This is a genomic window from Mycobacterium intermedium, assembly GCF_002086275.1.
GTDB classification, from domain to species: Bacteria; Actinomycetota; Actinomycetes; order Mycobacteriales; family Mycobacteriaceae; genus Mycobacterium; species Mycobacterium intermedium.
The window spans coordinates 1-20,284 of record NZ_MVHT01000064.1 but is presented as its reverse complement, the minus strand read 5'-3'; the positions used below and the strand labels follow the sequence as shown (position 1 = coordinate 20,284).

Below are 20,284 nucleotides of genomic sequence, written 5' to 3'. Positions count from 1 at the left end.
GAAAATTCTTGGACCGCATGTCACAGATCGGCGGGCTGTCTCGTCAGATGGGCATGACACAGAAAACACGCATCCAACCCCTGTCCCCCGACCGCGCCGGGTTCCTGACCCGGCTCATGTACCGCGTCGCCAAACGACGCTTCGGCGAGGTCCCAGAGCCATTCTCCGTCGTCGCGCATCATCCCCGCTTGTTAATGGCGAATGCGGTGCACGAGACCTTGCTGCAGCGAGCGTCGCAGACACTTCCCGTCAGCGTGCGTGAACTGGCGGTGTTCTGGACCGCCCGCACCATCGGCTGCTCCTGGTGCGTGGACTTCGGGTCCATGCTGCAGCGTCTGGAAGGCCTCGACATGGAACGGCTCAAGGACATCGACAACTACGCCACGTCACCGCGCTTCAGTGACGACGAGCGCGCCGCCATCGCCTACGCCGACGCCATGACCACCGACCCGCATTCGGTGACCGACGAGCAGGTCGCCGATCTGCGGGCCCGCTTCGGCGACGCCGGCGTGCTCGAGCTGAGCTACCAGATCGGCGTAGAGAACATGCGCGCCCGGATGTACGCGGCGCTGGGCATCACCGAGCAGGGCTTCAATTCCGGCGACGCCTGCCGGGTTCCCTGGGCCACCGAGGTTTCCGCCGAAAGCTAGTCACTCCGAGCGCGCGCAAATGTACGCGTTTCACCGGTGTGTCGCGTACAAATGAGCACGCTCGCGGCGCGACCCCTTGGCGAGCGCGCTACTACTCCCCCGCCGCCCTGAGCGGTGAGCCCGTGAACTTGTCGGGATTGGCAATGTCCCACAGCGCGACCACCTTTCCGTCGCGCACCGTCATCGCGGTGATTCGTGGCGCCATCTCCCGCTTGCCTTCCGACGCGGCCAATCCTGGCGTGTAGCAGCCCAGTTCGCCGTTGACCAAAGCCAGCTGATTAGCGGTGTAGAAAGCGTCGCCGTAGCGGTTGGCCAGGCCGAGCATGAAGCGGACCACCTTGTCGACGCCGCGGATGACCTGGACGGCGGTCGCCACCTTGCCGTCCGAGTCGCCGGTGAACGTCACGTCCGGGTGCAGCAGCGATACCACGGTGTCGATGTCCCCGGCGGCCATGGCCGCCATCAACTTGCCCACCACCTCGTTGTGGGAGGGGTCCGGTTCGGGCGGGGGCGCGGATGCGACAGCCTTGCGGGCGCGCGACGCCAGCTGTCGCGCGGACGCTTCGCTGATGTCCAACACCTCGGCGATCTCGGAGAACGGCACCGCGAACCCGTCGTGCAGCACGAACGCCACTCGCTGATCGGGGGTTAGTCGCTCCAGCACCACCATCGCCGCGAACCGGGCATCCTCGTTGGCCACCACAGCGGAAAGCGGATCGCCAGTGTCGAAACCGGTGACGACGGGTTCGGGTAACCAGTTACCGGTATAGGTCTCCCGTCGGTGCGCGGCTGAGCGCAACTTATCCAGGCCGAGTCGGCTGACGACGGTGGTGAGCCATGCCTGCAGATTGTCGATCGGACTGTCCTGGCCGTCCCAGCGCAGCCAAGCCTCCTGGACGATGTCCTCCGCGTCGGCCACGGTGCCGGTCAGCCGGTATGCGACCGACATCAGATGAGGTCGCAGCTCCTCGAATTCGGCTACCACCGTCATAGTCGCGAGCCTAGCGCGGCGACAGCGAGTGCCGGGCACGGCGACGCGAGCACGGGGACGGCGCCACAGCGCTCGACCTGCGCATCCAACCGAGCGGATAGCATCGCGATCACAATGACTAACAACCTTTGGCTCCACTTCGCCCAGCACGGCAACGGCATCACGCCTCCCGTCATCACCCGCGGCGAAGGCGTCACCATCTACGACGACCGCGGCAAGAGCTACCTCGACGCACTGTCCGGCCTGTTCGTCGTCCAGGTCGGCCACGGCCGCACCGAACTCGCCGAAGCCGCCGCCCGGCAGGCCGAGAAGTTGGCGTTCTTCCCGCTGTGGGGCCACGCGACGCCGCCGGCAATCGAACTCGCCGAGCGCTTGGCGCACTACGCGCCGGGCGATCTCAATCGCGTGTTCTTCACCAACGGCGGCACCGAGGCTGTCGAAACCGCATGGAAAGTGGCCAAGCAATACTTCAAGCTCGTCGGCAAACCCAATAAGTACAAGGTGATTTCGCGCGCCATCGCCTACCACGGAACCACCCAGGGCGCCCTGTCCATCACCGGTCTACCGAAGTACAAGGAAGCGTTCGAGCCACTGGCGCCGGGCGGTTTCCGGGTGCCCAACACCAACTTCTACCGAGCTCCGGAGCCTTTCCACACCGACATCAAAGCGTTCGGCCAGTGGGCCGCGAACCGCATCGCCGAGGCGATCGAGTTCGAAGGACCCGACACCGTCGCCGCCGTCTTCCTCGAACCCGTCCAAAACGCGGGCGGCTCGTACCCGCCGCCCCCGGGATATTTCGAGCGGGTGCGCGAAATCTGCGACGAGTACGACGTACTGCTCGTCTCCGACGAGGTGATCTGCGCCTTCGGCCGGATCGGATCGATGTTCGCCTGTGACGACTTTGGCTACGTGCCCGACATGATCACCTGCGCCAAGGGTCTGACGTCGGGCTACTCCCCTTTGGGCGCAATGATCGCCAGCGACAAGGTCTTTGAGCCATTCAACGACGGCAAGACGACATTCCGGCACGGCTACACCTTCGGCGGCCACCCGGTCTCGGCCGCCGTCGCGCTGGCCAACCTCGACATCTTCGAACGCGAGGGACTCAACGAGCACGTCAAGCAAAACTCCCCCGCACTGCGCGCCACGCTGGAAAAGCTTTACGACCTGCCCATCGTGGGTGACGTGCGTGGCGAAGGCTTCTTCTTCGGCATCGAGCTGGTCAAGGACCAAGCCAGCAAGGAGAAGTTCACCGACGACGAGCGCGCTTCGCTACTGCGCCACGTGTCCAAGTCGCTCTTCGAAGCCGGCTTGTACTGCCGCACCGACGACCGCGGCGACGCCGTCATTCAACTCGCCCCGCCCCTGATCAGCACTCAGGCCGAATTCGACACCATCGAATCGATCCTGCGCGGTGTGCTCGCGCAGGCCTGACCTGACTACTCCCAGAAGCGCAGCTTTCGGCCCCCTCGAACGTCTTTCAGGGCTTTCTTCACCTCCGCGACGGCCTCCCACACTTGCGTCGCACCCGCGTCACTCGGGCTCGACACATACGCCCGCAGTGCGTCGCAAAGGCTCTCCAGCGCTGCCTTCAACGCCGCATCGGAAGTGGCTGCGTGCTCGACCTCGAGTTGTCGCAAGTTGCCGGGCAGTCCCGTCTCGTCGTGACCGATCGCCCTCTCCACCGCTTTGAGCACATCCTTCAGAGTCAGCTGAGTCTGCTTGGGCGCCACGCGTTTTCCGAGCGGCGCCGGAGCCAAACGGTCAAACTCCGGGCCGGTCCTGCGGCGGGCAGCGGCGCCAACGAAAGGCGCCCCGGCCGCAGCCGGCGGCGGGCCCATTGGCGCGGCCATGGGGAAGGCTCCCGTGGTCGGCGCTGCCGCGGCCAGCATCGCCCAACCAGCGGGCTGCTCGACGGGCTGCATCACCTCGGTGAGCGGACCGGCGTCGGTGCGCTCGGGGTCGACCGCGACGAACGCGGTGAACCGCGACAGCACCCCAAATCGGATCGAGTGCGCCACCAATTGTGCGGCCAACTCCGTGTCGCCACGGCCCGACGCGTAGTCATCCTCCATGTCCCGGACCAGAGAGCGTGCCCAGATCGTTTGCACGGCAACGGCTTCAGGTGCGGGCTTGGCCGGTACCGTGACCGCGAACGGCCCGGTCGAGGCGTCGGCCGACACACGAAGAGATGCACCGGCGGCAGACCCTCGGTAGCGCCCGGAAATCACACACGGCACCCCGGCGAACGCGTCGGGGGCGCGACCGGGGGTGACGGTGCCGTCGATGAGCTCGACCCCGGCGCCGCTCACCCGCACGTCGGTCAGCGCCGGGCGGCCGATGGTTCGGGCCAACCTGCCCATCGCCTCGTCGAGGCGGTCTTCGGATTCGACCAACTCGACTCGGCCACTGTTCATGCCGGCCAGCCGGTCGAGGAAGCCGGCGTTCACGGCGCGGTCGATCCCGACGCAGTAGGTGCGGGTCCGCCCGGCGATCGTGGCCAGCGACCGGAGCAGATGGTCCTCACCGCTGATCTGGCCGTCGGTCACCAAAACCACACTGGCGCGGCGGTTTTCATCTGAATTGGCCAGCAGCCGGAAGGCCATCCGCAACGGTTCGGCCATTTCCGTGCCGCCGCGGCTCTGCAGCGAACCCAACCACGATGCCGCGGCAAACCGGTTGCGGTCGGTGGCCTCGACGAGCCGGTTGGGCAGCGCGGCGGGAGTGTCCACCCGGTCATCGAAGGCGATCACACAGAACCTGTCGGCGGTGTCGAGCATGTCGACGATGCGCCCGGCAGCCCGTCGCGCCGCGATCATCTTCCAGCCGTGCATCGACCCGGAACGGTCCAGTACGACAACGACATCGCGTGGGGCGCTGGACGTTTCGGCGGGCGGCAACAACGTCACCGACCAGGTGCCTTCGGCACCTTCTGCGTCGGGAACCAACAGCGCCGATGACGACAACTCCGTCCGGTCGACGCGGAACCGCAGGATGAAATCCTGGTCGGCCCGCAAACCCGGCTGCAACTCCAGCCGGGTCACCCCATCCGACTCGAGCACCGCGGTCGGCAGGGACGACCGCAAATCCGAGACCGCGAAGCCGCCGCCGTCCACCGTCAGCGAGATCTGCAGGTCCGGCCGCTCGTCACGATCACCAAGCCGGGGCGGGGTCACCCGTGACGCATCCGGAACGGCGTCGGTGTCGAGCGCCTCGCCGGCGCCGGTCCGATCCCCGGGCAGGGGCGTGCCCGTCGTGTAGCGCGGCGCGACCACGAGCGGGAACCGGAACGCCGCCTCACCGTCTTCGAACGCCAGCGGGCCGGTCAGCCGCATCTCGATGGTGGCCTCTTCCCCGGGGCCGAGGTTGCCCACCCGCACCGAGAACACGTCGGAGCGGTCCTCCTCGACGATCGCCGCGCGCTGACCCGAGACCAGCGCCTGCTCGTAGTCGGCTCGCGCCTCGCCGCGCTCCTTGAGCACCCCGACCACGCGCCGCCCGGCCAGGTCGGCCACGAAGTCGGTCACCCCGGCGCGCGCGGGCAACGGGAACACGTAGGTGGCCTCGATGGCGGTGTCGAGGTTGTTGACGAAACGCTGTCGGACCGTCGAGGTGGCGGTCATACCGACGATGACGGTGTCGACGTCGATTGCCTTGAGTGGCAGCCGAACGCCCTCGGCCGAGCTCAACTCACCGCACGTCGGCCCCGCGCTGGGGATTTCATCTGCGGCGATGAGGGGGAGCAACTGAGCGTTCATCGAGAGTCCTTTCGTCGATTGTCCAGGAGGTCTAAGAGCGGCGCAGCCGCGCGGCGCAGCGCAGCGAGTTCGGGCAGCGGCCCGTCGATGAGCAAGGTGACAGTGTCGGAAAGCCGGACGGCCTGCAGGCTGGTGACGGCGGGCTCGGGCCCAGCCGGTTCGGCGGGCTCAGCGGGCTGTTCGGCCACCAAACCCGGAGCGGCCTCCCAGAACCGCCCCGCAGCGCGCGACGGCTCGGGGAGCGGCTCGGGGTCGCCCAGGTCGGCGGGAATCGCGTTCGGCGGGATGGCGGCCAAAGCCTCCAGTTCCGACGGCGACAGATCCGCCAGGCGCTGCCCGATCTCGTCGAGAGAGAGCCCCTGACCCTGCAAGCGCTTGATCGCAACGAGGCTTACCAGGTGTTTCCGGCCGTAGGTGAGCGCACGCCCCCGATTTCCCGGCCGCGGCAGCAGGCCCCGCGCGGTGTAGTACCGGATCATCCGCTCGGCCGGGATCGGCTTGGCCTGACGATTTTCGGGCACGGCGCCGGACGCCTGGACCGCGTCGGCGGCCGCGGCGGCGAACTCGGAGAGCGTCAGCAGTGATTCCATTGATTGACAGTGTCATACACATATCCAACACTGTCAAATAACATCCGTCACAACAGTCACAGCGTGCCAACCTGCGTTTGCCACCTGGATCGCCTAGTCTGCTCAGCGATGCTTTGCTCACGGTCTCTGTCCCGCGGCGCGGGCCTGGCGGCAGCGGCATTCCTGCTGGCCGGGCCGGTCACGCTGGGTATGCCGACCGCCCTGGCCGACCCAACCCCCGTCGCCAACGGCTCAACCACCAACTGCCCCTACCGAGTCACCACCCCACCCGCGGTGGACTCGTCAGAAGTTCCCCAAGCCGGTGATCCGCCGCTGCCGTTGGCGGTGCCGGCGGCCCCGGTCGGCGGCAGCGCACTGGGCGGTTGCGGCATCATCACCGCGCCCAACACGCCGCCGGTGCCCAATGACATCTCCGCCGAGGCGTGGCTGGTGGCGGATCTCGACAGCGGTGCCGTGATCGCCGCGCGGGACCCGCATGGCCGGCACCGTCCCGCCAGCATCATCAAGGTGCTGGTCGCGATGGCCACCATCAACACGTTCAACCTCAACAAGACGGTGGAGGGAACCGAGGACGACGAGGCGGCCGAGGGCACCCAGGTCGGCGTCGGGCCGGGCGGCACGTACACCATCAACCAGCTGCTGCACGGCCTGATGATGCATTCGGGCAACGACGCCGCACACGCCTTGGCCCGGCAACTCGGCGGCATGGAGGCCGCCCTGGAGAAGCTCAACGTGCTGGCCGCCAAGCTCGGCGGCCGCGACACCCGGGTTGCCACGCCATCGGGATTGGATGGACCGGGCATGAGCACGTCGGCCTACGACATGGCCCTGTTCTATAGGTACGCCTGGCAGAACCCGGTCTTCGCCGACATCGTTGCCACCCGCACCTTCGACTTCCCCGGGCACGGCGACCACCCCGGCTATGAGCTGGAAAACGACAACAAGCTGCTCTACAACTACCCGGGAGCCATGGGCGGCAAGACCGGTTACACCGACGACGCCGGCCAGACCTTCGTGGGCGCGGCCAACCGCAACGGCCGACGGCTGGTGGCGGTGCTGCTGCACGGCACCCGGCTGCCGATCCCGCCGTGGGAGCAGGCGGCGCACCTGCTGGATTACGGATTCAGCACCCCGCCAGGCACCCAGATCGGTTCGCTGGTCGAGCCCGACCCGTCACTGCTGCCCGGCAAGCCCAATCCCGCCGACCGACAGGGCACCGACCCCCAGGCCGCCGGGCTGATGTCGCCCGCGGATGCTATGCCGGTGCGGGTCGGCGTCGCCGTGATCGGCGCCGTGGTCGTGTTCGCATTGATCCTGGTAGCGCGCTCGATGAACCGCCGAGCCCAGCACTGAGCCAGGCTTCGGCGGTTCATTGACCAGCCCACGCGGCTGTGTCACGGTATCGGGCATGACTGCCCTTTACGAGGACGCCGGCCTGACGCTGGATGACGAAGGAATCACCATTCGGCACTACTACTTCCCCTTCGGCAACGCGAAGCGGGTCGCCTACAGCGACATTCAGGGCATCAAGGCCGAGTCGATGGGTTGGATGTCGGGCAAGGCCCGTTGGTGGGGCGCGGCGGATCCGCGCTACTGGTTCCCCTTGGACGTGCACCGGGGCGACAAGAACAAGCTGCTAATCCTCAACGTGGGACGCAAAGTGCGGCCGTGCATCACGCCGGAAGATCCGGAGAAGGTCATAGAAATTCTGAAGGCCCGGGTCAGCTGCTGACCGGGTCCGCAGGGTGCGCAAGGGACTCTTCGCCGGGCTGACCGCCGCCAGCGTCGGCGTCGTCTACGGCTACGACCTGTCCACTATCGCGGGTGTGCTGCTGTTCGTCGGCAAGGACCTCGCGATCGCCTCGGACAGCCAAAAAGGGCTGCTGACAACGATGGTGGTGATCGGCCAGATCGCCGGGGCGCTCGGCGCCGGTGTGCTGGCCAACGCGATCGGGCGCAAGAAGTCGATGCTGCTGATCCTGCTCGGTTACACCGCGTTCGCACTGTTGGGGGCGTTCGCGGTGTCGGTGCCGATCTTGTTGACGGCACGCATGCTCATTGGTGTCGCCATCGGCGTGTCAGTGGTGGTGGCTCCGGTGTACGTGGCCGAGTCGGCACCGGCCGCCATACGCGGGTCGATGCTGACCGCTTACCAGGTGGCCATCCTGAGCGGCGTCATCCTGGGCTACGTCACCGCATACTTCCTGGCCGGGTCGCAGAGTTGGCGCCTGATGCTGGGATTCGCCGCCGTCCCCGCAGTGCTGTTGCTGCCACTGATGTTGCGCATGCCCGAAAGTGCACGCTGGTACCTGCTCAAGGGACGGACCGACGACGCGCGCCGCTCGTTGCTGCGAGTCGAGCCGGAAGACAACGTCGACGCGGAACTTGCCGAAATCGCGCGTGCCATTGGCGAGGAAACCCACGACAGTTCCGGCGGCGGCATTTCCGAACTAGTGCGACAACCGTATCTGCGGGCGACGTTGTTCGTTGTCGCCCTGGGATTCCTGCAGCAGATCACCGGAATCAACGCGATCATCTATTTCAGCCCGGGCCTGTTCACCGCCATGGGATTCCACGGAAACTTCGCGCTGCTGGCACTGCCGGCCATGGTCCAGGTGGCCGGTTTGGCTGCGGCGATGAGTGTTTCGCTGTTCCTGATAGACCGCATGGGCCGACGGCCGATCCTGATGTCCGGCATCGCATTGATGACCGTCGCCGACATCGTGCTGGTCGCCGTCTTCGCCAACGATGCCGCCCATGCCGGCGGTCTCGCGCTGGTCTTGGGCTTTGGTGGCGTGCTGCTGTTCATCATCGGGTTCAACTTCGGGTTCGGCTCTCTGGTCTGGGTTTACGCCGGGGAGAGCTTCCCGTCTCGGCTGCGCTCGATTGGGTCGAGCGTGATGCTCACCGCGAACCTGACCGGCAATGCGCTGATCGCCGCGTTCTTCTTGCCGATGCTCCAAATACTCGGCGGTGCAGGCGTTTACACCGTGTTCGGCCTGTTGGCCGTGGTCGCCCTCGGCGTCGTGTACCGGTTCGCTCCCGAGACCAAAGGCCGACAACTCGAAGAGATCCGGCGTTACTGGGAAAACGGCGGAAAGTGGCCCACCCCTGTAGATTCGCCGGACACCTCTGACGCCCCATGACGTTGATCCGTGCGGGAACCGCGGTCATCGACGGGCAGATCTGCCGGCCCGGGTGGGTGCACACCGCGGCGTCGCAGATCCTGGACTGCGGTGGCGGCGACCCGCCCGGGGCTCCCGACGCTGACTTTCCGAATTGCGTTGTGGTACCGGGTTTTGTCGACATGCACGTACACGGCGGTGGCGGCGCGTCCTTCACCGAGGGGGAGGTCGCGCGAGCGGCCGAGTTCCATCTGGGCCACGGCACCACATCGATGCTCGCCAGCCTGGTCACCGCGGGGCCCGAAGAACTGCTCTCCGCGGTGGGCGCCCTTGCCGAGGCAACCCGGGGCGGCTTGATCGGCGGCATCCATCTGGAAGGACCGTGGTTGAGTCCGGCGCGCTGCGGCGCCCACGACCACAACAAAATGCGGCCGCCGGATCTCACCGAGGTCGATGCCGTACTAACCGCCGCCGACGGCGCCGTCCGCATGGTGACGCTGGCTCCTGAACTGCCGGGCAGCGACGGGGCGATCCGGCGGTTCGTCGAGGCTGATGTCGTTGTCGCGGTGGGACATACGAATGCCAGCTACGAGCAGACCCGCCATGCGATTACCCTGGGCGCGACGGTCGGCACTCACCTGTTCAACGCGATGCCGCCGTTGCATCATCGCGAACCCGGGCCCGCGCTGGCGTTGTTAGCCGACCCGCGCGTGACCGTGGAATTGATCGCCGACGGCGTGCACGTCCACCGCGACATCGTTCGCACCGTCCTCCAATGGGCCGGCCCCGACCGGGTCGCCGTCGTCACCGATGCCATCGCTGCGGCGGGCTACGGCGACGGGGCGTACTGGCTCGGTTCAGTGCCCATTGATGTCGAATCAGGGGTGGCACGGGTCCGCGGTACGTCGACGATCGCCGGCAGCACGGCCACCATGGATCAACTCTTCCGGGCTGTCGCCGGGGCGGTCGTCGGCTCCGGCACCGACCGCGACGCCGCGCTGCTGACGGCGGTCCGGACCACCTCGACGACGCCGGCCAGGGCGCTGCGGCTCAACAGGGTTGGCAGCCTCCGACCGGGCTATGACGCCGATCTGGTTGTGCTGGAAGAGGATCTGCAGATACGGGCGGTCATGCGGCACGGCACTTGGCAGAGCAACCCCTAGGATCCCCGCCCGCCCCGGCCGTCCCGATCGCGAGGGCGAAGCAGCCGTGAAAAGGCCAGCGCCCCAAGGGCTCCCAACGTCGCGGCGGTGACCGTCTGGCGCGCGTTGGGGCCTTGGCTGACCTCTATGCGCGGACTGATGATCGCGGGTGCGGGCGGGTCGACATGCCGGTCGCGCGGGTCCTCGGGTTCGGCCGTCGCGGCCCAGGCGGTGGCGAACATGAGCAGCGACCAGGTGACGAACGTGAAGACCATCAGCCCCAACACCGGCCCGAACGTGGCGCCCGCCGGGCTGCGCACCACCGCCTGCAGATAGATCGAGCCCAATTGCTTGAACAACTCAAACCCGATGGCCGCCATGAATCCCGCGCGCAGCGAGGTCACGAAGCCGGCCGGCTCGCGCGGTAGCCGGGCGATCATCCACGTGAACAGCAGCCACGCCACTAGCACCGAGACCAATATCGAAACACCGCGGAAGATCTCGTCGAAGATCGAGAACTCCGGTATGCGAAGCAATCTCAGGACGGCCCGCATCGGCTTGGTCTGACCCAACGCGCTCAATGCGACGGTGAAAGTAATCACCAGGAACGTGCCCAGCATGGCCAGCAGATCAGACAGCTTGGTGCGCACGAACCCGCCCGAATTCGCGGGCTGCAACCACATCTCGCTCAGCGCTTCGCGCAGGTGATACATCCACCCCAGGCCCGCCCAGGCCGCGGTGGCCAACCCGATCACGCCCACCGACGTACGCGCGTCGATCGCCGAATTCATCAGGTCGATCAGTTGCTGCCCCAGCGAGCCCGACACCGCGGATCGAATGTTGTGCTCGATCGTCTTGATCAGCTGGGGATGGCGCGACAGGCTGTAGCCGGCAACCGCGAAACCGACCATCAGCAATGGGAATAACGAAAAGATCGTGTAGTAGGTGAGGCCCGCCGCGAAGAAGGTGCCCTTCTGCTCGCGGAAGCGTGTAGCGGCGCGCAGCACGTGGTCAAACCACGGATACTGGAAACGCCACCGCTCTAGGAACCCGAGCTTCGCGGCTTCGGTCATTGACCACCTATTCCTTGTGCCGTCACGTTCGCGGCAAGAAACCTAACCGATCGTAGACCCGCTGCACGGTCTTGCTGGCGACCTCGGTGGCGCGCTGCGCACCGGCCGCGAGCACGGACTCCAATTCGGCGAGATCGGCGGTCAACTCGTCGACGCGGGTCTTGATCGGGCGGACGTATTCGACGACGGCCTCGGCCGTGTCCTTCTTCAGGTCTCCGTACCCGCGCCCCGCGTAACCCTCGACGAGAGTGTCGATGTCGACCCCGCTGACCGCCGACTGAATGCTCAGCAGGTTCGACACCCCGGGCTTGGCCTCGACGTCATAGCGGATCTCGCGCTCACTGTCGGTGACGGCAGAGCGAATCTTCTTCGCGGACCGAGCCGGATCGTCGAGCAGGTTGATCAGCCCGGCGTCGGTGCTGGCCGACTTGCTCATCTTGGACGTCGGGTCCTGCAGGTCGTAGATCTTCGCGGTGACCTTGGGAATCAGCACGTCGGGCACCACGAAGGTGTCCGGGAAGCGGCTGTTGAACCGTTGGGCGATGTCGCGCGCCAGCTCCAGATGTTGGCGCTGGTCCTCCCCCACCGGCACCAGGTTGGTGTCATAGGCCAGCACGTCGGCGGCCTGCAGCACCGGGTAGGTGAACAGGCCGACGGTGGTGGAATCGGCCCCCTGCCGGTTCGACTTGTCCTTGAACTGCGTCATCCGCGACGCCTGACCGAAGCCGGTGAAGCAGCCAAGAACCCACGCCAACTCGGTGTGCGCCGGCACGTGACTCTGCACAAAGATGGTCGCCCGCGCCGGATCGATCCCAAGCGCCAGGTATTGCGCAGCGGTGATCAGCGTGCGGCGGCGCAGCGCCTCGGGGTCCTGCGGGATGGTGATCGCGTGCAGGTCGACCACGCAGAAGAAGGCGTCGTGGTCGTCCTGCAACCCCACCCACTGGGCGACGGCGCCCAGGGCGTTCCCAAGGTGAAGCGAATCAGATGTCGGCTGTACGCCGGAGAAAATCCGGCTCGTCCCGGTTGCGGTGCTCATGATGCCCACGATCTTTTCACGGCGATTCGGGCCGGGACCGGACCGGATCCGGTGTGCTTGCGATACCGCTGGTACCGCATTTAGTGTCGAGAGAGTGACGACTCGCCCGCCCATTCACCTGGGGGCCAATGACGGCCAACGTGAACCTGTCCTGCTCCTGCACCCATTCCTGCTGTCCCAATCGGTGTGGGAGGTCGTGGCCCAGCAATTGGCCGAGACCGGCCGCTACGAGGTTTTCGCCCCCACCATGGCCGGCCACAACGGCGGACCACGTGCGGGTACCTGGTTTCTGTCCTCCTCGGTGCTGGCCGACCACATCGAACGCCAAATGGACGAGCTTGGCTGGCAGACGGCCCACATCGTCGGCAACTCGTTGGGCGGCTGGGTCGCCTTCGAACTGGAACGGCGCGGGCGGGCGCGCAGCGTCACCGGCATTGCCCCGGCCGGGGGATGGCACCGCTGGACTCCGGCCAAGTTCGAGGTGATCGCCAAGTTCATCCTGGGCATCCCGCTGATGATCGCGGCCTGGTTGTTCGGGCCACGCGTGCTGAGCCTGCCGTTCAGCCGCCCGCTGGCCACCTACGCGATCAGCGCCTCTCCTGACGGGGTCGGCGAGCGCGAACTGCACGGCGTCATCGACGACGTCGCCCATTGCCCGGCGTACTTCCAGCTGCTGGTCAAGGCGCTGCTGGCACCCGGCCTGCAGGAGTTGGCCGAAAACGCCGTCCCGGCGCAACTGGTGATCTGCGAAAAGGATCGGGTCGTCCCCGCGCCGAGGTTCAGCCGGCACTTCACCAACCACCTGCCCGACGACCACCGCCTCGTCAAACTCGACAACGTCGGGCACGTGCCGATGTACGAGGCACCCGGCCGCGTCACCGAAGTGATCCTCGACTTCCTCGACGAGCTGGTAGAGCACGCCGCCGAAGCCATCGACCCGCCGGCCAGTTAGCCGACGCAGCGCCGCGCCTACGTTCGGTTGGCCAGCGCCTTTTCCAGATTGTCCGAGATGGCTTCCAGGAATTCCTCGGTGTGCAGCCAACCCTGCTCCGGGCCGATCAGAATCGCGAGATCCTTGGTCATCTTGCCGCTCTCCACCGTGCCGATGACAACCTGTTCCAGGGTCTGAGCGAACTCGACGACCTCCGGGGTGTTGTCCAGCTTGCCGCGGTGCGCCAGACCTCGCGTCCAGGCGAAGATCGAGGCGATCGGGTTGGTGGAGGTGGGCTGGCCCGCCTGGTACTGACGGTAATGGCGGGTCACGGTGCCGTGCGCGGCCTCGGCCTCCACCGTCCGGCCGTCGGCCGTCATCAACACCGAGGTCATCAACCCCAACGAGCCATAACCCTGTGCGACGGTGTCCGACTGGACGTCGCCGTCGTAGTTCTTGCACGCCCAGACGTACCCGCCCTCCCACTTCAGGCACGCGGCAACCATGTCGTCGATGAGGCGGTGCTCATAGGTCAGCCCGGCCTCCTCGAACCGCTCCTTGAACTCCTCGTCGTAGATGCGTTGGAACTCGTCTTTGAACATGCCGTCGTAGGACTTGAGGATGGTGTTCTTCGTCGACAGGTAGACCGGCCATTTCGCGTTCAGCCCGTAGGAGAACGTCGCCCGCGCGAAGTCCTGGATCGACCGCTTGAAGTTGTACATCCCCATGACCACCCCGCCGTCCTCGGGAATGGACACCACCTCGTGCACGATCGGCTCGCTGCCGTCCGCCGGCGTGAAAGTCAGTGTGACAGTGCCAGGTTTATCCACCTTGAAGTTCGTCGCCCGGTACTGGTCGCCGAATGCGTGGCGGCCGATCACGATTGGCTTGGTCCACCCCGGAACCAGCCGCGGCACATTGGAAATCACAATCGGCTCGCGGAAAATGGTCCCGCCCAGGATGTTTCGGATCGTTCCGTTGGGCGACAACCACATCTTTTTCAGGTTGAATTCCTGAACCCGGGCTTCGTCGGGGGTGATGGTCGCGCACTTGACGCCGACGCCGTGCTTTTTGATCGCGTAAGCCGCGTCGATGGTCACCTGGTCGTCGGTGCGGTCACGGAACTCGATGCCCAGGTCGTAATAGTCCAGCTTGATGTCCAGGTGCGGCAGGATGAGCATGTCCTTGATCAGCTTCCAGATGACTCGCGTCATCTCGTCGCCGTCGAGCTCAACAACCGTGCCCTGGACTTTGATCTTGGCTGAGTTGGACATCTTGGACATCTTGGACATCGAAGTCGCGGCCTCCAGACCCTCCGCCGTGCGAAATTCGCTCGTAAAGCCAGCGTACTAGGGCTCACCAGGGCGGCTCAGCCGTCGAATTGGCACCGACCAGCCGCCATGCGTTAGGCTTCAGATCGGTCATGAGCGCCAGCGTCAAGCCCCGGCTTGCTGGCCGGCAACCCTCCAACCGCGGTGGGGTGCCCCGGGTGATGACCAGGTTGAGTAGCCACACCCAACGGCTACACGGCAAGCGCGGGTCCGCCATGACGGGCCCCTGACTCAGAACAGGGCGGCGTGATGTGCACACTTCCTCCCCCTCCCGCACCTCGTGCGGTCCTGCCCACCATCGGTTCCTTCGCGTAGAAAGTGCCTTTTCATGAGCAGTGAGAGCAATAACCCCGACACCGATCCGACCGCGCATTGGTCGTTCGAAACCAAGCAGATCCACGCCGGTCAGCGACCGGATCCGACCACCAATGCGCGCGCCCTGCCGATCTACCAGACCACGTCGTACACCTTCGACAACGTCGCCCATGCCGCCGCGCTGTTCGGGCTGGCGGAGCCGGGCAACATCTACACCCGGATCGGCAACCCGACCACCGATGTCGTCGAGCAGCGCATCGCCGCCCTCGAGGGCGGGGTGGCCGCGTTGTTCCTGTCCTCCGGGCAAGCCGCCGAGACGTTCGCGATCTTGAACCTGGCCGCCGCGGGCGACCACATCGTGTCCAGCCCGCGACTCTACGGCGGGACGTACAACCTGTTCCACTACTCGCTGCCCAAGCTCGGCATCGAGGTCAGCTTCGTCGAGGACCCCGACGACCTGGACTCGTGGCAAGCGGCGGTTCGCCCGAACACCAAGGCGTTCTTCGGCGAGACCATCTCCAACCCCAAGATCGACGTGCTGAACACGCCGGCCGTCTCTGAGGTCGCGCACAGCAACGGGGTGCCGCTGATCGTCGACAACACCATTGCGACGCCGTATCTGATCCAGCCGCTGACCCAGGGCGCCGACATCGTGGTGCACTCGGCCACCAAATACCTGGGCGGCCACGGCACGGCCATCGCCGGTGTCATCGTCGACGGCGGCACCTTCGACTGGACCAACGGCAAGTTCCCCGGCTTCACCACCCCGGACCCCAGCTACCACGGCGTGGTGTTCGCCGAGCTGGGACCGCCTGCGTTTGCCCTCAAGGCCCGCGTCCAGCTGCTGCGCGACCTCGGCTCGGCGGCAGCACCGTTCAACGCGTTCCTGGTGGCCCAGGGTCTGGAGACGTTGAGCCTGCGGGTGGAACGCCACGTCGCCAACGCTCAGCGCGTCGCCGAGTACCTGGAGGGCCACGACGACGTGGTGTCGGTCAACTACGCCGGCCTGCCCAGCTCACCGTGGTACGAACTCGGAAAGAAGCTGGCGCCCAAGGGAACCGGCGCCGTGCTGGCGTTCGAGCTGGCCGGCGGCGTCGAGGCCGGCAAAGCCTTCGTGGATGCACTGCAGCTGCACAGTCACGTCGCCAACATCGGCGATGTGCGGTCGCTGGTCATCCACCCCGCGTCGACCACCCACGCCCAGCTGAGCCCGGCCGAGCAGCTGGCGACCGGCGTCAGCCCGGGTCTGGTGCGGCTGGCCGTCGGCCTGGAAGGGATCGACGACATCCTGGCCGACCTGGAGTTGGGTTTCGCCGCCGCCGCCAAGGTGAGCAAAGTCAGCGGCGACGCACAGTCCGTGGCGGCCTTCTGAGGAACTGACGTGACAATCTCCGACGTGCCCACCCAAGCGCTGCCCGCCGAGGGCGAGATCGGCGTCGTCGACATCGGCTCGCTGCGGCTGGAAAGCGGCGCCGTTCTCGACAACGTCAGCATCGCGGTCCAGCGCTGGGGTGAGCTGTCGCCCACCCGCGACAACGTCGTGGTTGTCCTGCATGCACTCACCGGCGACTCGCACATCACCGGGCCGGCCGGGCCGGGGCATCCCACGCCCGGGTGGTGGGACGGCATCGCCGGGCCCGGTGCGCCGATCGACACCGACCGCTGGTGCGCGCTGGCCACCAACGTGCTGGGCGGGTGCCGCGGGTCCACCGGGCCCAGTTCGCTTGCCCGCGACGGAAAGCCTTACGGCTCAAGGTTTCCGCTGATATCCGTGCGAGACCAGGTCGAGGCGGACATCGCCGCGCTGGAAGCGCTGGGAATAACCGAGGTGGCCGCCGTTGTTGGCGGGTCCATGGGCGGCGCCCGGGCGTTGGAATGGATGGTCGGCCACCCGGACCGGGTGCGGGCCGGGTTGCTGCTGGCGGTGGGCGCGCGTGCCACCGGCGACCAGATCGGCACCCAGTCGACCCAGGTCGCGGCCATCAAGGCCGATCCGAACTGGCAGGGCGGCGACTACTACGACACCGGGCGCTCACCCGACGACGGGCTGAAGATCGCGCGACGGTTCGCGCACCTGACCTACCGCGGGGAGGTCGAGCTGGACACCCGGTTCGCCAACAAGCCGCAGGACACCGAGGACCCGGCCAACGGTGGTCGTTACGCCGTGCAAAGCTACCTGGAACACCAGGGCGACAAGCTGCTGGCCCGGTTTGACGCCGGCAGTTACGTGATCCTGACCGAGGCGCTCAGCAGCCACGACGTCGGCCGCGGCCGCGGCGGCGTCGAGGCGGCGCTCCGCGGTTGCCCGGTGCCGGCGGTGGTCGGTGGCATCACCTCCGACCGCCTCTACCCCTTGCGTCTGCAGGCGGAGTTGGCCGAGTTGCTGCCCGGCTGCAACGGCCTGCGCGTCGTCGAATCCATCTGCGGCCACGACGGCTTCCTGGTCGAAACGGAGGCCGTCGGCGAACTGGTGCGCGAAACGTTGGCTCTGGCAGCCGGTTCAGCCGACGGCTCGGCCGCTGCGGCCGCGCCGCCCGACTCGAAAGGCGCGTGTCCGAGGTGACCCGCTCCAGGCACGACCGCTCCCTTTCGTTCGGCTCGGCGGCCGCTGCCTACGAGCGAGGACGCCCGTCCTATCCGCCCGACGCGATCGATTGGTTGCTGCCCGCCGGTGCGCGCGACGTGCTCGACCTGGGGGCGGGGACGGGCAAGCTGACCACCAGGCTGGTCGAGCGCGGTCTGGACGTGGTGGCCGTCGACCCGATTCCGGAGATGCTGGACGTGCTGCGCCACTCGCTCCCGGACACCCGGGCTCTGCTGGGGACGGCGGAAGAGATTCCGTTGGAGGACAACAGCGTTGACGCTGTGCTGGTCGCGCAGGCGTGGCACTGGGTGGACCCGGCACGGGCGATTCCCGAGGTGGCTCGGGTGTTGCGGCCGGGCGGACGGCTGGGTCTGGTGTGGAACACCCGCGACGAAAGACTCGGCTGGGTGCGCGAATTGGGCGACATCATCGGCCGCGACGGCGACCCGGTCCGCGACAAGGTGACACTGCACGAGCCCTTCACCGACGTGCAGCGCCATCAGGTCGAGTGGACCAATTACCTAACTCCGCAAGCACTTATCGACCTGGTTGCGTCCCGAACCTATTGCATCAACTCGCCGACCGAGGTGCGGACCAAGACGCTCGACAAGGTGCGGGAGTTGCTGGCCACCCATCCGGCCTTGGCGAATTCGGCGGGTTTGGCACTGCCGTACATCACGGTGTGCGTAAGGGCGACGCTGTCCCCCTGAACGGACCCGGGCGCTTCGCGCGCCACGCGCCGGCCAAGCGATTAGCATCTCCTGCTATGGAAAACCGCTGGCCCCTGACAGGCCGGTCGGAGGAACTGAGGCTCATCGACGAGTCGCTCAGCGGTACCGAATACAAGGGCATCCTCATCGCCGGCGCCGCCGGAGTCGGCAAGACACGGTTGGCGCGTGAAGCCGCCAGCGCGGCAGCGGAAACCGGATGGTCGGTGCGACGGCTGGCCGGCACCGCGACCGGTCGGGCGGTGATGCTGGGGGCTTTCGCGCCGTGGGCCGACGCCGCCGATGGATCGCCAGCGGCTCTGGCGCGCAAAGTTTTTGCTGAACTTGCCGAGGGCGCCAACGGGGCGCCTTTGCTGTTGCTCGTCGACGACGCGCACCTGCTGGATGACCTGTCCGCGTTGCTCCTGCACCAACTCGTCATGCAAGACGTGGCGAGCGTCATCGCCACCATTCGCAGCGGGGAGCCCACACCCGACGCCGTCCGGGCGTTGTGGAAAGACAGTCTGCTGCGGCGGTTGGAGCTGCAGCCGTTGGCCCGCGTCGAGACCGAAACTCTGGTGCGGACCGTCCTCGACAGTCCCGTCAGCGCCGACGGCCTCGAACGGTTGTGGAAGTTGAGCCAAGGGAACGCCCTCTATTTGCGCCATCTCGTGGAACACCTGCGGGAAATGGGCAGCCTCGCGCGCATCGACGGCGAATGGCGTTGGGCAGGAACGCTATCGGCTTCGCCGTCGCTGATCGAACTGGTGGAGGAACAGATCGGCGCCGTGGCCCAAGACATCCAGCACGTCGTGGATTTGGTGGCTATCGCCGAGCCCATCGACCGAAAACTCTTGACCACGCTGGCCGACCCGTCGGCGATTGAATCCGCCGAGGAACGCGGCCTGGTCGTCGCGAGTTCGGCTGCCGACGCCCTGTTCGTCGGCCATCCGCTGTATGGGGAGATCCGGCTGAGCAGCTGCGTACCGGCGCGGCTGAAGCGATTACGCGGAAATGTGGCCGCCGCGATGGCAAAGACGGACGGCGCCGACGCACTGCGGCTCGGATTGCTCTGGCTTGAATCCGATCTTGCGCCGAACGCCGAAATCCTGTCCCACGCTGCGAAGTTCGCCGCGGCACGATTCGACCTGGGTCTTGCCGAGCGACTCGCGCGTGCGGCGCTGGCCGCGAAATCCGTTCCCGAGACGAAGATCTCGCTCGCCTACATCCTGTTCACGCAGGAGAAGGGCCACGACGCCGAGGAAATTCTCGACACACTCGGGCCAGGTGAGGTCGCCGGGCACGGCTTCTTTGACGGGGCGATCCTGCGTGCCACAAACCTGCTGTTCAACCTGAGACGGCCCAACGAATCCCGCAAGGTGCTCAACGACGCGATCCGACTCGGCGATGCCGATCGCAACCATGTGCTGCGCACGTGCCGCGCCGTGATCGAAGTCATGGCCGCCCAACCGGCGGCCGCGATCGAGACGATGGCCACGGTCGACCACGATCGGTTGGCTGGTTTCAGTGTCGTCGGCTCCGCAGCAGAGACGATTGCCCTCGGCGACCTGGGCCGCACCCAAGATGCCGCCGCGTGCGCCCGGTCGGGCTACCACGGGCTGGCCGGAACACCGGAGGAAGAGTCGTTTCACCGCTCAGGTCTGGGCGAGTATCACGCCTACGCGCTGCTGGCCGCGGGATACGTCGACGAGGCCGTCGTCGTTGCCGACGAGCAGTACCGCCAGTACGCCGATATGCCCGGGCTGTCGCGCTCGATGGCGATCGCCGCCCAGGGAATGGTTGCGCTGGGCAAGGGCGATCTCGCCGCGTCCCTGCGGTACTTGGATTCGGCGATCGGGAGTTTCGGCGGCTATGGCGAGGCCTCCGGGGTCCTGTATCGATTCAAGATCCTGCAGACCGAGGCGTTGGCCCGGTCCGGCGCCGTCGATGCCGCCCTGGCGTCCCTGGAGAGGACTCTCAATGAAGATGTCAAGCCGCCGACTGTGTGATTGGGGGTGAGTCGGGTTGCCAGGTGCGGTTGTCACGGA

15 protein-coding genes, 2 pseudogenes and 1 riboswitch are annotated in these 20,284 nt (G+C 66.7%); of the genes and pseudogenes, 11 read left to right on the top strand and 6 right to left on the bottom strand.

The window, feature by feature from the left end:
* Positions 1-20: 20 nt before the first annotated feature.
* A pseudogene (locus BST27_RS20550) lies at positions 21-650 on the top strand (carboxymuconolactone decarboxylase family protein); the annotation flags it as partial.
* A 91-nt stretch (positions 651-741) separates the two neighbouring features.
* On the opposite strand, the gene BST27_RS20545 reads toward BST27_RS20550, so the two are convergent.
* Positions 742-1,641: a sigma-70 family RNA polymerase sigma factor gene (locus BST27_RS20545; protein ID WP_069420416.1), complete on the bottom strand. Its 900-nt coding sequence runs from the start codon at positions 1,639-1,641 to the stop codon at positions 742-744.
* A 99-nt stretch (positions 1,642-1,740) separates the two neighbouring features.
* Here BST27_RS20545 and BST27_RS20540 point away from each other — a divergent pair.
* Positions 1,741-3,075, top strand: a pseudogene (locus tag BST27_RS20540) (aspartate aminotransferase family protein); the annotation flags it as partial.
* A gap of 5 nt (positions 3,076-3,080) precedes the next feature.
* Here BST27_RS20540 and BST27_RS20535 read toward each other — a convergent pair.
* On the bottom strand, positions 3,081-5,399 hold the full coding sequence (locus tag BST27_RS20535; RefSeq protein WP_069420414.1) for a VIT domain-containing protein: 2,319 nt from the start codon (positions 5,397-5,399) through the stop codon (positions 3,081-3,083).
* Positions 5,396-5,989 carry a helix-turn-helix domain-containing protein gene (locus BST27_RS20530; protein ID WP_197518141.1) on the bottom strand — a complete coding sequence of 198 codons (594 nt, stop codon included), beginning with the start codon at positions 5,987-5,989 and terminating at the stop codon, positions 5,396-5,398. Before BST27_RS20530 ends, BST27_RS20535 begins: the two co-directional genes overlap by 4 nt.
* Positions 5,990-6,097: 108 nt before the next feature.
* Here BST27_RS20530 and dacB1 point away from each other — a divergent pair, with 108 nt between their 5' ends.
* From dacB1 to nagA, 4 genes are read left to right on the top strand one after another with little or no spacing between them, the layout of a single operon-like run.
* Complete coding sequence (gene dacB1, locus BST27_RS20525) at positions 6,098-7,342, top strand: D-alanyl-D-alanine carboxypeptidase DacB1 (protein ID WP_069420413.1); 1,245 nt, start codon at positions 6,098-6,100, stop codon at positions 7,340-7,342.
* A gap of 55 nt (positions 7,343-7,397) precedes the next feature.
* Positions 7,398-7,721: a PH domain-containing protein gene (locus BST27_RS20520; protein WP_069420412.1), complete on the top strand. Its 324-nt coding sequence runs from the start codon at positions 7,398-7,400 to the stop codon at positions 7,719-7,721.
* A 13-nt stretch (positions 7,722-7,734) separates the two neighbouring features.
* Positions 7,735-9,135, top strand: coding sequence for a sugar porter family MFS transporter (locus BST27_RS20515; RefSeq protein ID WP_069420411.1), 1,401 nt, complete (start codon positions 7,735-7,737; stop codon positions 9,133-9,135).
* On the top strand, positions 9,132-10,277 hold the full coding sequence (nagA, locus tag BST27_RS20510) for an N-acetylglucosamine-6-phosphate deacetylase (RefSeq protein WP_069420410.1): 1,146 nt from the start codon (positions 9,132-9,134) through the stop codon (positions 10,275-10,277). Before BST27_RS20515 ends, nagA begins: the two co-directional genes overlap by 4 nt.
* Here the strand turns inward: nagA and yhjD are convergent.
* Together yhjD and trpS are read right to left on the bottom strand one after the other, a co-directional pair.
* Entirely contained in the window at positions 10,274-11,329 is a 1,056-nt protein-coding gene (gene yhjD, locus BST27_RS20505; protein WP_069420409.1) for an inner membrane protein YhjD, read from the bottom strand. The two genes, nagA and yhjD, sit on opposite strands and share 4 nt — an antisense overlap.
* Positions 11,330-11,351: 22 nt before the next feature.
* A complete protein-coding gene (gene trpS, locus BST27_RS20500) occupies positions 11,352-12,368 on the bottom strand; it encodes a tryptophan--tRNA ligase (protein WP_069420464.1) in 1,017 nt (338 codons plus the stop codon).
* Between the two features lie 151 nt (positions 12,369-12,519).
* Here trpS and BST27_RS20495 point away from each other — a divergent pair, with 151 nt between their 5' ends.
* Positions 12,520-13,320, top strand: coding sequence for an alpha/beta fold hydrolase (locus tag BST27_RS20495; RefSeq protein WP_069420463.1), 801 nt, complete (start codon positions 12,520-12,522; stop codon positions 13,318-13,320).
* Between the two features lie 17 nt (positions 13,321-13,337).
* On the opposite strand, the gene BST27_RS20490 is transcribed toward BST27_RS20495, so the two are convergent.
* The gene (locus BST27_RS20490) at positions 13,338-14,573 is read right to left on the bottom strand and encodes an NADP-dependent isocitrate dehydrogenase (protein ID WP_069420462.1); all 1,236 of its coding nucleotides are present in this window, start codon (positions 14,571-14,573) and stop codon (positions 13,338-13,340) included.
* A gap of 145 nt (positions 14,574-14,718) precedes the next feature.
* Positions 14,719-14,841: riboswitch (SAM riboswitch) on the top strand.
* Positions 14,842-14,958: 117 nt separating this feature from the next.
* Between BST27_RS20490 and BST27_RS20485 the strand changes: the two genes are divergently transcribed.
* Genes BST27_RS20485 through BST27_RS20470 form a run of 4 tightly spaced genes read left to right on the top strand, consistent with a single transcriptional unit; the run spans position 14,959 to position 20,245 of the window.
* Positions 14,959-16,317, top strand: a complete 1,359-nt coding sequence (locus BST27_RS20485) for a bifunctional o-acetylhomoserine/o-acetylserine sulfhydrylase (RefSeq protein ID WP_069420408.1) — start codon at positions 14,959-14,961, stop codon at positions 16,315-16,317.
* A 9-nt stretch (positions 16,318-16,326) separates the two neighbouring features.
* Complete coding sequence (metX, locus tag BST27_RS20480; protein ID WP_083148604.1) at positions 16,327-17,508, top strand: homoserine O-acetyltransferase MetX; 1,182 nt, start codon at positions 16,327-16,329, stop codon at positions 17,506-17,508.
* Entirely contained in the window at positions 17,505-18,239 is a 735-nt protein-coding gene (locus BST27_RS20475; RefSeq protein WP_069420461.1) for a class I SAM-dependent methyltransferase, read from the top strand. Before metX ends, BST27_RS20475 begins: the two co-directional genes overlap by 4 nt.
* Positions 18,240-18,295: 56 nt before the next feature.
* Positions 18,296-20,245: an AAA family ATPase gene (locus BST27_RS20470; RefSeq protein ID WP_069420406.1), complete on the top strand. Its 1,950-nt coding sequence runs from the start codon at positions 18,296-18,298 to the stop codon at positions 20,243-20,245.
* Positions 20,246-20,284: the final 39 nt, after the last annotated feature.